Here is a 14,221-nt window from a genome sequence, read left to right as displayed (position 1 = left end):
TGCAAGATCATCCCCCGATCCGGCCCCGCGCTCGCGTACCGTCGCGAACATGAACGAGATGCGGGCCGGGCCGGGCGGTGCGACGGAGGTGGCCGGAACGCCGGTGCCCTACGTCACCTATGCCGAATTCGGCCGGCGATTCGTGGCCTACGCCGCCTCCGAACAGCGGATCGCCGCTGTTTTCGCCCAATTGGCAGGCAGCGCATTCGATTTCGGCCCGATCGGGGTGGGCCCGGCACATCTGGCGAAGGCCTCCGCGCAAGTGCAGCTCGGTGATCCGGTCCTGGAACGCTCGGTTGGCGAGGTCGTCGGTTTCGAGCTCGCCATCCCGCTCGATATCGATCTGCTGCTGGATCTGGCCGTCGACCGTCACCGCTTCGACGTCACCGGCTTCGTCCACGTCCATCTGACGGTCCGCACCGCGGCACCGCTGCGGATCGTCATCGACATCGCCGAACCGCACCCCGGCGATGTGCGCATCGATGTGGCCACCGCGACCCGGCGTGGCCAACTGCTGCGGCTGCTGGCCAGCGTCGATCACGAGATCCGCAGGTTCGTCGCCCGCTATGTGGCCAACGAGATCCGCAAACCGCATATCGCGGCCGTCCGCGATATCGATGTCGCCGCCCGGCTCGACGCGGCCTGGCCGGCGTGACGCGAAACCGGATCAGAGTTTGCGCAGCCGGATCCGGTTGATGCTGTGGTCGGAGTCCTTGCGCAGCACCAGGGTTGCGCGCGGCCGCGTCGGCAGGATGTTCTCCACCAGATTCGGCCGGTTGGTGGCGTTCCAGATCTCCTGGGCGGCGACGGTCGCCTCGGAATCGCTGAATTTCGCGTAGTGGTGGAAGTGCGACTGCGGGTTCGCGAACGCCGTTTTCCGCAGCGAGAGAAAACGATCCACATACCACCGCTCGATGTTCTCGATGCGCGCGTCGACGTAGATCGAGAAGTCGAACAGATCCGAGACCATCAGCCGCGGCCCGGTCTGCAGCACGTTGAGCCCCTCCATGATGAGGATGTCGGGCTGGCGCACGCAGTGGAACTGGTCCGGCAGGATGTCGTAGGCGATATGCGAATACATCGGCGCGCACACCTCGGGCGCACCGGATTTGACCTCGGTGACGAAACGCAGCAGCTTGCGGCGGTTGTAGCTCTCCGGAAAACCCTTGCGATGCATGATGCCGCGCCGGGTGAGCTCGACCGTGGGATAGAGGAATCCGTCGGTGGTCACCAGGTCGACGCGTGGGTGGTGATCCCAGCGTGCGAGCAGTGCCTGCAATACGCGGGCGGTGGTCGATTTGCCGACCGCCACGCTGCCCGCGATGCCGATGACGAACGGCACCTGATGGTCGGGGTGGGTTTCACCCAGGAAGGTCGCGGTCGCGGCGAACAGTCGCTGCCGGGCGGCGACCTGGAGATGGATCAACCGGGCCAGCGGCAGATAGACCTCGGCGACTTCTTCGAGATCGATCTGCTCGCCGAGACCACGCAGGCCGATCAGTTCTTCCTCGGTGAGGATCAGCGGAGTCGATTTACGCAGGGTGCGCCATTGTTTGCGATCGAATTCGACATACGGACTCGGCTCGCTCATCCGGCCCACCTACGCACACTCCCGGTCCGGAGACTCCGCGCCGGGCGGGCGTGCCACCACCCGTGACGACGTCACCGGTGAACCTGTGCCGTGCCCGGCGCGGCGAAATGCGCTCGACAGTCCTCGCATAGGCGAATTCTCCTCGGGGTGAGCACCGCGCCGAACGCGGGGTGATATTACTCGCCGGTAACCCTCGGTGACATTTCTCTCCCCACCGCCGGGTTTCGGTCGCCGACGAGGCCGGGAAGAGGGAAGCGGCTATCGTCGGATGTCATGCACGCGCATCCGCTCGTCACCGAATATCTGCGCCTGGGACTGGCATTCGATCGCTTGGAACCCGGCTTCGTCGACGCCTACACCGGCGATCCCGCGCTGCGCCGAGCCGTGGAGTCGGCGCCCGCGCCGCAGCCGCGTGAGCTGGCGGGCCGGGCGGCGGTCCTGCGCAAGGAACTGCCCGAGGCCGGGCTGAGCGAGGAGCGCACCGAATTCCTGGAGGCGCACCTGCGGGCGCTGGAGTGCTCCGGACGCAAGTTCGCCGGCGACGACATCTCCTTCATCGACGAGGTGCGCTCCTATTTCGATGTCGACATCGCACTCGGCGACGTCGAGGACTACCGGGACGCGCATCGGCAACTCGACGAGGTGCTGGCCGGTGACGGCCCGCTGCTGGACCGGATGACCGCGCATCGGCGCGCCGACGAGATTCCGCCGCACCGCCTCACCGAATGTGTGCAGGCATTCTCGGGCGCACTGCGCGAATTGGTGCGCGAACGCTATCCGCTGCCGGATCACGAGCAGGTGGAATACGAGATCGTCGGTGACAAACCGTGGTCGGGGTTCAATTACTACCTCGGTAATTTCCGCTCGCGGGTCGCGATCAATTCCGATCTCAAACAACATATGGCGCAGCTGCCGGCGCTGATCGCGCACGAGGCGTATCCGGGCCACCACACCGAACACTGCCGCAAAGAGGCGGGGCTCGTCGCGGCCGGACAGGACGAACAGACGTTGTTCGTGGTGAACACGCCGCAATGTCTGATGGCCGAGGGGCTGGCGGATCTGGCGCTGAAGTCGATCGTCGGGCCGGACTGGGGAATCTGGGCGCAGGAAATCTATGCCGACCTCGGTCTGCGATTCGACGGCGAACGCGCACAACGACTCTCGAATGCCTCGGCGAAACTGCTCGCAGTCCGCCAGGATGCGGCGCTGCTGCTGCACGATCGCGGTCGCGGCGCCGACGAGGTCGCCGAATTCCTGCAGCGCTGGAGTCTGACCACTCCCGAACGCGCGCGGCAGTCCCTGCGCTTTCTGTCCTCACCGCTGTGGCGGGCCTACATCAGCACCTATGTGGAGGGGTATCGCCTGCTGGGCGGGTGGCTGGATCGCGCGGTCGACGCCGGCGATCGGGTGGCGCGCTTCGGCCGGCTGCTCGACGAGCCGCTGACCCCGGCGGCGCTGCGCAAACAATAGCGACAGTGATCGGTATCGCACTATCCGATTCGGGGCTATCGATCTATTCGTCGGAATTCCGACTCCGAATACCGGCCGGATCCGCGCCCCGACTCGCGAATCCGGCCGAAGGGGAATCGGGGCTACTACGCGCCCCAGCCCGCACAACCGGCGTTGCCGCCGGAGGAGATGGTGCAGGCGGACTTCAGGATCGCGAAAAGCATGTCCTGAATCGAGTTACCGGTACCCGCGGTGAAAAACAGCATGTGAACCCCTGATGTGATCGAATGAGTCGATGACGCTGTCACAGTCGTCGACAGCGCGGCGAATGTTACGCCTTTTTTACGAAGCGGGCAGCCCCGAATTACAGGGGCGCAACGGCCGGTGTGCAGTCGCTATTACCACTCGGCGGGTCGCGGTCGCCGCGTCCGGTGCCGTTGCGGGCCACGACGGAGCGCCCGGGGGCCACCACATAGACTGTGCGCGTGACCCAGACGACCGCCCCCTCTGTCAACACCCAGTCGCTCGCCGATCTCGATCCCGAGCTCGCCGCCGCGATGGCGGGCGAACTCGCCCGTGAGCGCGACACCCTCGAGATGATCGCCTCCGAGAACTTCGTGCCGCGCGCGGTGCTGCAGGCGCAGGGCAGCGTGCTGACCAACAAATACGCCGAGGGTTATCCCGGTCGCCGCTACTACGGCGGTTGTGAGCACGTCGACGTGGTGGAGAACCTCGCGCGCGAGCGGGTCAAGGAATTGTTCGGCGCCGAATTCGCCAACGTGCAGCCGCATTCGGGCGCGCAGGCCAACGCCGCGGTGCTGATGTCGCTGATGAATCCGGGCGAGAAACTGCTCGGCCTGGATCTGGCGCACGGCGGTCACCTCACCCACGGCATGCGGCTCAACTTCTCCGGCAAGCTCTACGAGGTGCACGCCTACGGGGTGAGCAAGGAAGACCACCGCGTCGACATGGACGAGCTGCGCAAGCAGGCGCGCGAGGTCCGGCCGAAGGTGATCGTGGCCGGTTGGTCGGCCTACCCGCGCCACCTGGACTTCGCGGCGTTCCGCGAGATCGCCGACGAGGTGGGCGCCTACCTCTGGGTCGATATGGCGCATTTCGCCGGTCTGGTCGCCGCCGGTCTGCACCCCTCGCCGGTGCCGCACGCGGATGTGGTGTCCTCGACCGTGCACAAGACCCTCGGTGGTCCGCGCTCGGGTCTGATCCTGGCCAAGCAGGAATACGCGAAGAAGCTCAACAGCGCCGTGTTCCCGGGCCAGCAGGGCGGTCCGCTCATGCACGTGATCGCCGCGAAGGCCGCCGCCTTCAAGATCGCCGGCACCGAGGAGTTCAAGCAGCGCCAGGAGCGCACCCTGTCCGGCGCCAAGATCCTGGCCGAGCGCCTGACCGCCGCCGATGTCGCCGGTAACGGCGTCACCGTGCTGACCGGCGGCACCGATGTGCACCTGGTGCTCGTGGATCTGCGCAACTCGCAGATGGACGGCCAGCAGGGCGAGGATCTGCTGCACGAGGTCGGAATCACGGTGAACCGCAACGCTGTTCCGTTCGACCCGCGTCCGCCGATGGTCACCTCCGGCCTGCGCATCGGCACCGCCGCGCTGGCCACCCGCGGCTTCGGCGACACCGAATTCGCCGAGGTGTCCGACATCATCGCCACCGCGCTGGCGGGCAACGCCGACCTCGCGTCCCTGCGGGCGCGAGTGTCCAAGCTGGCCCAGGACTTCCCGCTCTACGACGGCCTGGAGGACTGGAAGCTGCTCGGCTGAGCCGCACCGCAGCACGATCGACCCCGGTAGCCGGCCAGGCCGCCGGGGTCGATCTGTGAGTCGACTTGTGCGCGTGGGCTTTTCGCTTCCCGGCTTTTCGCTTCCCGACGGCGCGGCGCGGGTGCCCGCGGCGTGCGCCGGAAGGCCCGGGAGCGGTCAGTCGCGGGTGCTCAGATATTCGATGTACAACGGCCGCAACGCCTCGGCGATCTTGCCCTCACCGGCGTGCACGTAGTCGTCGAGCATCGGCAGTACGTATTTGATGTCCGCCTCGCTCTCGCCGATGTTCCCGGTGGCGGCCGCCGCCGCCGGAATCTGCTCCAGCAGCCGCCACAGGAACTTGACGTCGCCGTGCCGGACGGCGTGTTTGACCGCGCGGTCGTGGAGTTCCTTCGACGACAGCTTCTCCAGCTCTGCCACATCGCTCATGTAGCGACTCTAGCGGGTTCGGGCGAGTAGCCGGGCAACTCTGTAGCTGACCGATAGCTACCGGTCGGCGTTCACTACCTATTCATCGACACGCCTGCCATCTCGGGAGCCGGAATCGCGAAATCGCAGTACCGTCGAAGTGCGAGCCGCGTCGTTGTGGCTCGTCCGGGAGGTTCTGATCGTGGCTGAGCAACTCAGTACGAGAGGGCCGGTACCCGGCCCTCGGGTCGTTTGACCCCAGGGCGGACCGGCCCAGCGAGAACGTCCGTGCGGGTATGGCACGGACAACAAAGGAGCCCACCGTGACTGATGCACGCTCCGTCATCGCTCCCTCGAAAGCCCGCTCCGACAAGAGCGGAGGCTCCGGAAAGGGAGCCGGCACCTCGCCCCGCAAATCCTTCGTGATCGACACCTCCGTGTTGTTGTCCGACCCCTGGGCCATGACGCGTTTCGGTGAACATCACGTGGTGTTACCGCTGGTGGTCATCAGCGAACTGGAGGCCAAACGGCACCATCACGAACTCGGCTGGTTCGCTCGCGAAGCCCTGCGCAATCTCGACGATCTGCGTTTGGAATTCGGCCGGTTGGACCTGCGGGTCCCGATCGGGACCGAGGGCGGCACGCTGCAGGTGGAGTTGAATCACACCGACCCGGAGGTGCTTCCGGTCGGGTTCCGCACCGACACCAACGATTCCCGCATCCTCGCCTGCGCGCTCAACCTCGCCGCCGAGGGGCAGCGAGTTGTGCTGGTGTCCAAGGACATTCCGCTGCGGGTGAAGGCGGGCGCGGTGGGCCTGCCCGCCGAGGAATACCACGCCCAGGACGTGGTGATCTCCGGCTGGACCGGGATGGCCGAACTCGAGGTCGGCGCCGACTGCGTCGACCGGCTCTACGCCGATTCGGTCATCGATCTGGACGAAGCCCGGGACCTGCCCTGCCACACCGGGATTCGGCTGCTCGGCACCAACGGCAGCGCGCTGGCGCGGGTGACCGCGGACAAGCGGGTGCAGCTGGTGCGCGGCGATCGGGAGGCCTTCGGTCTGCACGGCCGCTCGGCCGAACAGCGCATCGCCCTCGATCTGCTGCTGGACGAGAGTGTGGGCATCGTCTCGCTCGGAGGTAAGGCCGGCACCGGAAAGTCGGCGCTGGCGCTCACCGCGGGCCTGGAAGCGGTGCTGGAGCGGCGTTCTCAGCGCAAGGTGGTGGTCTTCCGGCCGCTGTACGCGGTGGGCGGCCAGGAGCTGGGTTATCTACCGGGCAGTGAGAGCGAGAAGATGGGCCCGTGGGCCCAGGCGGTCTTCGACACCCTCGACGGCCTGGCGAGCCCGGAGGTGATGGAGGAGGTGCTCTCCCGCGGCATGCTGGAGGTCTTGCCGCTCACCCACATTCGCGGCCGGTCGCTGCACGATTCGTTCGTGATCGTGGACGAGGCGCAGTCGCTGGAACGCAATGTGCTGCTCACGGTGCTCAGCCGGCTGGGCAGCGGGTCGCGGGTGGTGCTCACCCACGACGTCGCCCAGCGCGACAACCTGCGGGTCGGCCGCCACGACGGCGTCGCGGCGGTGATCGAAAAGCTCAAGGGCCACCCGCTTTTCGCCCACGTCACCCTGACCCGCAGCGAGCGCTCGCCGATCGCCGCGCTGGTCACCGAGATGCTGGAGGAGTACGGGCCGAACGCCTGAGACGGTCGGCCGAGCGAAACCCCGAGGCGGTAGCGGATATGTTCCGCTACCGCCTCGGCGGCAAAAGGTGTGTCCCAGCAAACATTCGGAATATGGTTCAGCTCACAAGGTGGCGGGTATATTTCCGCAAGAACCCTGCTCGACGTGGTTGTCGGTGTTTCAAATAGGTTCGCCGGGCCATTGCCGAGCGCCGGCCTGTGGGTAGGTGGTATCGCATGCGCGGCACCGCCTGCCTTCACCTTCCGAGAGGATGAACATGCACCACATCGCTCGACGTTCCGCCGCCGTTGTGATGGCCTTCGCCGGGACGGCGCTGCTGTTCACCGCCGCCTGCAGCAACGACAACAACGACAACAGCAGCTCGGGGACCACCACCCATGCCGGCATGACCGAAACCACCGGCGCGATGGCCACGGGAACCACCGCCACGATGGCTACGGGAACCCCGTCGCCGGGCGAGACGTCGCCGGGCAATCCCGCGGCCTCGGAAACCAAGATCGCGACCCAGAACGGCCAGGAGATCGCGGTCTCCGGCCACATCCTCACCAAGTACACCGAGATGGGCGCTGTGCAGAGCCCGCTCGGTGAGCCCACCGGCGCATCGGTGCAGGGCCCCAACGGCGGTTCCTGTCAGGAGTTCACCGGCGGTGCGATCTGCTGGAGCGAGCAGACCGACGCCCACGTGGTGTGGGGTGACATCCGCACGGCCTGGGAGAACAACGGCGGCGTGAACGGCAAACTCGGTTATCCGACCAGCGACGAGAAGGACAACCCGACCGGTAAGGAGAGCGACTTCACCGGCGGCACGATCACCTGGAACTCCGCCGATCGGCAGACCACGGTGACCACCAAGTAGGACGACGCGCGCGGCGCGGCGCCGAGACATCCTCACGGTCTCGCGGCCGCGCCGCTGTGTATCGCACGGCGTCCGCGCGTAATTCCCCCGCTTCGCGCGAAAGTCGGTACCTTGTCGTGGTGCAAACTCAGTTGACCGATCGTGAGCTGCTGGAATCGCTCGCGGATGCGGTGGAAGACAATCTCCGGCGCCACACCGAGCTGGCGCAGGTCTGGCAGCCGCACGAGTACGTGCCTTTCAGTGACGGACGCAATTTCGGCTTCCTCGGCGGCGTCGACTGGGATCCCGAACAGGCCGCCCTGGGTGAGGTTGCCACGGTTGCGCTCACTGTGAGCGTGCTGATCGCCGACAATTTGCCGTCGTACCATCGCGAGCTCGGCAAGCACCTTCGCACGGGTCCGTGGTGGCGCTGGGTCGGTCGCTGGACGGCCGAGGAGAACCGCCACGAGATCCTCATCCGCAACTATCTGATGGTGACGCGGGCGGTGGATCCGGTGGAACTCGAGCGCGCGCGGATGGAGCATATGACCACCGGCTTCCGCCGGCCGCCGCTGCACTTGCTCGATGTGCTGGCGCTGTGTGCCTTCGAGGAGTCCGCCTCCGCGGTGCGGCATCGCAATATCGCCGCGCTGCAGGAGAATTCGATGGTGACCGCCATCGCGGACCGGATCGCGCTCGACGACGAGTTGCAGTCGGCGTTCTTCGCCGATCTGGTCGCCGCGGCGCTGGAGCTGGTGCCGGATCAGGCCATGCGGGCGATCGCCGATCGGATCGCCGAGTTCCGGGTTCCCGAACTCACCCTGCGCGACGGCCGCAACAGCACCGAGGTCCTGGCCGAGGCCGGCATCTACGAACCCGAGCGCACCGGAGAGCTGGTCTTCACACCCCTGCTGGAACGTTGGAACATCTTCTCGCGCACCGACTTCGGCACCGCCGGTGAGGCGGCGCGGGCGGAGATCGGCCACCTGCGCGGCTGATGTCGCGACGGTCGTGGTGTGCGGGTGCGCGCACCACGACCGGCAGCGCCGGGCGCTGCTCGGCTGCGCGTGATCAGCGCCGGCGGACCAGGTTCCAGATCCCCGCCGCGGTGCCGCGCAGGAAGTTCTCCCAGCTGAAGTGGTCGTGCCACAGGGTGATGCGGCCGTCGACGAGTTCGAACGTGCCGCAGACCCAGAACCCGATTTCCAGCGGGCCCATGCGCAGGTAGTCGGTGCGTTCGGTCAGGACCGTCTCGCCCTCGACCGCAGGGGCGCCATCGGTTTCCGCGGCGATGTGGTGCAAATCGGCGCGGAAACCGAACGCGTCGCGACTCAGCCCGCGCAGTACCGCGCCGACGCGATGGATGCCGCGGATATCGGGCAGCGACGTGTTCTTCCAGACGATGTCGGGATCCAGCAGATCCAGCGCCTCGTTCACCGCGCTCATTTCCATCGCGGCGAAGAACTCGCGCACCGTGGTCACGGCGTTCTGTTGTAGCTCCGGTAATTCGGCCATAGTCCGACTGTAGGCGTGTGGGGGCGCGGACGGGGGATGATCGCGGTCGTTTCGGCTCGTCGCCGGGTGTTCGACGCGTTTCAGTCCCGCCGCCGGGCGATCAGGGCGGCCACACCGTCGAGAATGCGCTCGATGCCGTAGCTCAGGGCCGCGTTGCGACCGTCCGCGGACGTGTCGGAGAAGGCCGCCACGACCTCGGGATAGCGGTCGGCGTGGGCGGCCAGGACCTCGCCGACCTGGCGGGCTATTTCGCTCTCGGCCTGCTCGGGTCCGGTCGAAGCGGTCTGCTGCACCAGGCTGCGGATGTGGCCGTTCAGCAGCACCACGGTGTCGAGGCGTTCGGAGCCGCGTAGTCCGGTGCCGGCCAGCGGCGCGAGCGCGGCCTCCATCCAGCCCAGTTCGTTCGGGCCGAGCGGTCGCGCACCGGCGGTGAGTTCGATGGTCCACGGATGCGCCCGATACCGCTCGTACATCGTCTCCGTCCACTGCCGCAGCGCCTCGCGCCAGGGTTCGGGATCCGAGTCGGCGACCGTGACCTCCGGCGGTTGTCCCATCCCGTAGTCCAGCATCAACGCAGTGAGCTCGGCCTTTCCCGGTACATAGCGATACAGCGCCATCTTGGCGCAACCCAGCCGCTCGGCCAGCCGCTGCATCGAGACGGCGGCCATCCCGTCGGCATCGGCCAGGGCGATGGCCTCGGTGACGATGCGTTCCAGCGACAGCGACGGCTTGGGGCCGCGCCGGGGGCGCTGCGAATTCCCCCACAGCAGTTCGTGGGCAGTCGGTCCGGTCATTACGCCATCCTCTCCGAATTCCGGCTTGACGGGAAACTGCGTCCAACATACGCTAATTAGCGTCCGACAGACACAGTTACTGATCGAGGGGTCATCATGCGGAATACGACAGTTCTCATCTCCGGTGCGAGCATCGCCGGCCCGGCGCTGGCCTACTGGCTGCAGCGTTACGGCTTCGCCGTCACCGTCGTCGAGCGGGCGCCCGAATTGCGGGCCGGCGGCCAAGCCGTCGACTTCAAGGGCGCGACCCACCGCACGGTGCTCGAGCGGATGGGTGTGTGGGAGGAGATCCACCGCCGGCAGACCGGCAAGACCGATATGGTCCTCACCGACGCCGAGGGCGGCGAATTGGCCGTCATATCAGGCGATTTCACCGGTGGCGATGTGGAGATCCTGCGCGGCGACCTGGCCGAGATCTTCTACGAGCGCACCGTGCACGGCTGTGAATACGTGTTCGGTGACTCCGTCACCGCGCTGCGTGAGACCGCCGCCGGCGTCGAGGTCGAATTCGAGAACGCCCCCGCGCGGACCTTCGATCTGGTGGTCGGTTGTGACGGCATCCACTCCCGGGTGCGCGCGCTGGCCTTCGGTCCCGAAGCCGATTACGTCGAACATCTGGGCTACTACTACTGCACCGCGGGTGCGGCCGGATGGGGACACGACCCGAACGGCCCGCGGCAGCGCAACCGGTCCGATGCCTACAACGAACCCGGACGGCTCGCGGTCCGCGGCGGGAACAAGGCCGCGCACATGTACATGTTCGCCGCGCAACCGCTCACCTACGCCCGGCACGACGAGGCGGCACAGCGCCGCGTTCTGGCCGAGGCCTTCGCCGGTGCCCGTGGGCCGGTGCCCGCCATGATGGCCGAACTGTCCGAACTGGACTCGTTCTACCTGGATTCGCTGGGCCAGGTGCGGATGAAGGGCCGCTACACCAAGGGCCGGGTCGCGCTGGTCGGTGACTCCGCCTACGGAAATACCCTGGGCGGCTTCGGAACCGGGCTGGCAGTGGTCGGCGCCTACGTGCTGGCGGGTGAGCTGGCGCTGGCCGACGGCGACCATACGGCCGCCTTCGCCCGCTACAACGAACTGATGAAGCGCTACGCCAAGATCGCGGGCAACAGCAACGCGGGCCGCTTCCTCGCGCCGCGCACCGCCCGCGGTATCCGGATGCGCAACTGGTTCCTCGGCTCGCGAATGTTCGACCTGATGCTGAAATACAGCGACAATGCCGCCAACGACATCGATCTGCGCGACTACCCGGCGCTGGTGGCGGCCTGAACCGCAAGTCCGGATCCGGCCTCTCGGCGCGAGCGAGTCGCGGCGGCCGGATCCGGAGATCGTGGGATCAGTCCTGGTCCTCGACCTTCGCCATCGACAGCACGTCCAGCCGGCGATCCAGCTCTTCCTCCGACAGCTTCTCGCCGATCAGACCGCGGTCGACGACCGTTTCCCGAATCGTCTTGTTCTCGCGCAGTGCCTGTTTCGCCACGGCGGCCGCTTCCTCGTAGCCGATGGCCGAGTTCAGCGGGGTGACGATCGACGGCGAGGACTCCGCGAGCCGGCGCAGCCGCTCGGTATCGGCGGTGAGGCCGGCGACGCACTTGTCGGCGAAGAGGCGGGACACGTTGGCCAGCAATCGAATCGACTCGAGGACGTTGCGGGCCATCATCGGAATGTAGACGTTGAGTTCGAAGGCGCCGTTGCCGCCACCCCACGCCACCGCGGCATCGTTGCCGATCACCTGGGCGGCGACCTGTGTGACGGCTTCCGGCAGAACGGGATTCACCTTGCCGGGCATGATCGAGGAGCCCGGTTGCAGATCCGGCAGCTGGATCTCCGCGAGTCCGGTGAGCGGTCCGGAACCCATCCAGCGAATATCGTTGGCGATCTTGGTGAGACTGATGGCGATGGTTCGCAGCGAACCGGAGATCTCGACCAGGCCGTCGCGGGCGGCCTGGGCCTCGAAATGGTTGCGAGCCTCGGCCAGTTCGTCCAGTCCGGTCGTCTTGCGCAGTTCCGCAACGACTTTCGCGCCGAAGCCGGTGGGCGCGTTGAGTCCGGTGCCGACCGCGGTGCCGCCGATGGGCAGCTCACCCAGCCGCGGCAGCGCGGCGACCAGGCGTTCGGTACCGGCCTCGACCTGCCGGGTGTAGCCGCTGAACTCCTGGCCGAGGGTCACCGGGACGGCGTCCATCAGGTGGGTGCGGCCGGACTTCACCACCGTCCGCCACTCGGTGGCCTTGTCCAGCAGCCGCAGCCGCAGATGATCCAGCGCCGGCAGCAGCTCCTTCACCACGGCCTCGGTGGCGGCCAGATGCGTCGCGGTGGGGAAGGTGTCGTTGGACGACTGGGACATGTTCACGTCGTCGTTCGGGTGCACGGTGACGCCCCGGGCGGCGGCCAGGCTCGCGATCACCTCGTTGGCGTTCATATTCGAGCTCGTGCCGGAGCCGGTCTGGAAGACGTCGATGGGGAACTGGTCGTCGTGGCGGCCCTCGGCGATCTCGTTCGCGGCGGCGATGATCGCCTCGGCCTTCACACCGTCGAGCAGCCCCAGATCCCGGTTCACCGCCGCGCACGCGGCCTTGAGCAGGCCGAGCGCGCGGATCTGAGCGCGTTCGAGGCCGCGGCCGCTGATCGGGAAGTTCTCCACCGCCCGCTGCGTCTGCGCCCGCCACAACGCGTTCACCGGAACGCGGACCTCGCCCATGGTGTCGTGTTCGATGCGGTACTGCGTCTGGTCGTCGGTCATAACTCGACACTAAGCCGGTTGAACGATGGAGTGGGCTGCCACGCCTGAGGCTTTTCGCACAGGAATCGGCGGAATACCGGCGGTTCGGGCGGACCGCGGGCGCGGCAGCACGCACTGTCGTCGGACTGAGATAGCTTCTGCCGTCAGACGAACGTGTAGGCGAGACCGTTGCTGGTCCCGCCCGAGCCGGTGACCGTTATCTGCACCGTGCCCGCCGCATGGGCCGGGGCGACGGCGGTGATCTGGGTGCTGGAGTTCACGGTGAACGTGGTGGCGGTCGTGCCGAACCGGACGGTCAGCGGGCCGGTGAAATCGGTTCCGGTGATCGTCACGTTGTTGCCTCCCGTCGTCGGCCCGGAGGCCGGAGAGATGGAGGTGATGCTCGGTACGACGACGTAGATGTAGGTGGCCGAGTTGCTGGTGCCGCCGGGCCCGGTGACGGTCACCGACACGATCCCGGTGCCGGCGGGGGCGACGGCGGTGATCTGGGTGTCGGAATCGACGGTGAACGAGGTCGCCGGAGTCGTACCGAAATTCACCGCGGTGGCTCCCGTCAGGCCCGACCCGGTGAGCGTGACCGTCGTCCCGCCCGTGGTCGCCCCCTGGCTGGGGTTGATGCCGCTCAACGCCGGCACCGCGAGGTAGGTGTACGTCGCGCCGTTGCTGGTACCGGCCGAGGTGGTGACGGTGACCTGCACGGCGCCGACCGATCCGGAGGGAGCGATCGCCGTGATCTGCGTCGACGAATCCAGGGTGAAAGTCGTTGCGGTGGTGCCGAATCGGACGGTGGTCGGACCGGTGAATCCGGTACCGGTGATCGTGACGCTGGTACCCCCTGTGGTGGGGCCCGACGACGGGGAGAGGGACGTGATAGTCGGCATGGCGCTGCCTCCTGACTGCTGTTGAGATCGTGTACAACCCGGCGGGCTGCCCGAATTGCGCCGGGGTCCCGCAACTTCTATTAACGTCCCGGAAACACGCTGCGGGTCGGCCTCTGGAGTTCGTTTTTGTCCGTTATCGATTCCGCCGCGCCGCGCGGCCGGTCGCCCGCAACCGTCGTGCGAGTGGGAAAACGGACAAAAGCGGATCGGAGATGCGTTGCCCTGCAACGGTGTCAGGGCGCTTAATGGACATGCGGGCCGTCGATCGGGTGGGGCGGAACGTCCCGCGCCTTTGCCATAGCTGTACCGGGTAGGGCCGATTGTTCGGGTCGCCGCCGCGGGGCGGTGGTCGCTGGGGTAAGGGGGTTTCCTTGGCTACCGTGCTGAAAACGCTGCTGGCGGAGCGGCATCTCAAGAGCCACTCGGATTTCCTGGCCGCCTACGACGCCTGTGCCGCACGACTCGACCTGTCTCTTATACACATCTCCGAGCCCACGAGACCGATC

13 protein-coding genes are annotated in these 14,221 nt (G+C 67.1%); 7 read left to right on the top strand and 6 right to left on the bottom strand.

Annotated elements, in window-relative coordinates; all coding sequences use genetic code 11:
• The first annotated feature begins 49 nt into the window (after nucleotides 1–49).
• Complete coding sequence (locus C8258_RS27870; protein ID WP_233225386.1) at nucleotides 50–655, top strand: hypothetical protein; 606 nt, start codon at nucleotides 50–52, stop codon at nucleotides 653–655.
• 12 nt (nucleotides 656–667) lie between these two features.
• On the opposite strand, the gene coaA is transcribed toward C8258_RS27870, so the two are convergent.
• Complete coding sequence (gene coaA, locus C8258_RS27865) at nucleotides 668–1,600, bottom strand: type I pantothenate kinase (protein WP_106957698.1); 933 nt, start codon at nucleotides 1,598–1,600, stop codon at nucleotides 668–670.
• Nucleotides 1,601–1,864: 264 nt separating this feature from the next.
• Between coaA and C8258_RS27860 the strand changes: the two genes are divergently transcribed.
• Nucleotides 1,865–3,061 carry a DUF885 domain-containing protein gene (locus C8258_RS27860; protein WP_106957697.1) on the top strand — a complete coding sequence of 399 codons (1,197 nt, stop codon included), beginning with the start codon at nucleotides 1,865–1,867 and terminating at the stop codon, nucleotides 3,059–3,061.
• Nucleotides 3,062–3,525: 464 nt separating this feature from the next.
• Nucleotides 3,526–4,824 (top strand): serine hydroxymethyltransferase, encoded by a 1,299-nt coding sequence (glyA, locus tag C8258_RS27855; protein ID WP_063065180.1) that lies wholly within the window; start codon nucleotides 3,526–3,528, stop codon nucleotides 4,822–4,824.
• Nucleotides 4,825–4,980: 156 nt separating this feature from the next.
• Here the strand turns inward: glyA and C8258_RS27850 are convergent, their stop codons facing one another.
• Complete coding sequence (locus C8258_RS27850) at nucleotides 4,981–5,253, bottom strand: hypothetical protein (protein WP_036505027.1); 273 nt, start codon at nucleotides 5,251–5,253, stop codon at nucleotides 4,981–4,983.
• A 302-nt stretch (nucleotides 5,254–5,555) separates the two neighbouring features.
• Between C8258_RS27850 and C8258_RS27845 the strand changes: the two genes are divergently transcribed.
• The 3 genes from C8258_RS27845 (at nucleotide 5,556) to C8258_RS27835 (ending at nucleotide 8,768) form a co-directional block, all read left to right on the top strand.
• Entirely contained in the window at nucleotides 5,556–6,935 is a 1,380-nt protein-coding gene (locus C8258_RS27845) for a PhoH family protein (RefSeq protein ID WP_106957696.1), read from the top strand.
• A 256-nt stretch (nucleotides 6,936–7,191) separates the two neighbouring features.
• Nucleotides 7,192–7,791 carry an LGFP repeat-containing protein gene (locus C8258_RS27840; protein ID WP_106957741.1) on the top strand — a complete coding sequence of 200 codons (600 nt, stop codon included), beginning with the start codon at nucleotides 7,192–7,194 and terminating at the stop codon, nucleotides 7,789–7,791.
• A 119-nt stretch (nucleotides 7,792–7,910) separates the two neighbouring features.
• On the top strand, nucleotides 7,911–8,768 hold the full coding sequence (locus tag C8258_RS27835; RefSeq protein WP_106957740.1) for an acyl-ACP desaturase: 858 nt from the start codon (nucleotides 7,911–7,913) through the stop codon (nucleotides 8,766–8,768).
• 73 nt (nucleotides 8,769–8,841) lie between these two features.
• Here C8258_RS27835 and C8258_RS27830 read toward each other — a convergent pair whose 3' ends face one another.
• Complete coding sequence (locus C8258_RS27830; protein ID WP_106957695.1) at nucleotides 8,842–9,285, bottom strand: limonene-1,2-epoxide hydrolase family protein; 444 nt, start codon at nucleotides 9,283–9,285, stop codon at nucleotides 8,842–8,844.
• Nucleotides 9,286–9,365: 80 nt separating this feature from the next.
• Nucleotides 9,366–10,079: a TetR/AcrR family transcriptional regulator gene (locus tag C8258_RS27825; RefSeq protein ID WP_106957694.1), complete on the bottom strand. Its 714-nt coding sequence runs from the start codon at nucleotides 10,077–10,079 to the stop codon at nucleotides 9,366–9,368.
• 96 nt (nucleotides 10,080–10,175) lie between these two features.
• Between C8258_RS27825 and C8258_RS27820 the strand changes: the two genes are divergently transcribed.
• Nucleotides 10,176–11,360, top strand: coding sequence for an FAD-dependent monooxygenase (locus C8258_RS27820; RefSeq protein ID WP_106957693.1), 1,185 nt, complete (start codon nucleotides 10,176–10,178; stop codon nucleotides 11,358–11,360).
• A gap of 67 nt (nucleotides 11,361–11,427) precedes the next feature.
• Here the strand turns inward: C8258_RS27820 and C8258_RS27815 are convergent, their stop codons facing one another.
• Together C8258_RS27815 and C8258_RS27810 are read right to left on the bottom strand one after the other, a co-directional pair.
• Nucleotides 11,428–12,834: a class II fumarate hydratase gene (locus C8258_RS27815; protein ID WP_036505022.1), complete on the bottom strand. Its 1,407-nt coding sequence runs from the start codon at nucleotides 12,832–12,834 to the stop codon at nucleotides 11,428–11,430.
• 143 nt (nucleotides 12,835–12,977) lie between these two features.
• Nucleotides 12,978–13,715, bottom strand: a complete 738-nt coding sequence (locus C8258_RS27810; protein ID WP_106957692.1) for an IPT/TIG domain-containing protein — start codon at nucleotides 13,713–13,715, stop codon at nucleotides 12,978–12,980.
• Nucleotides 13,716–14,221: the final 506 nt, after the last annotated feature.

It is taken from the genome of Nocardia sp. MDA0666, assembly GCF_003023875.1.
Taxonomy (GTDB): Bacteria; Actinomycetota; Actinomycetes; order Mycobacteriales; family Mycobacteriaceae; genus Nocardia; species Nocardia aobensis.
This window is presented reverse-complemented; position numbering and strand designations above follow the sequence as displayed.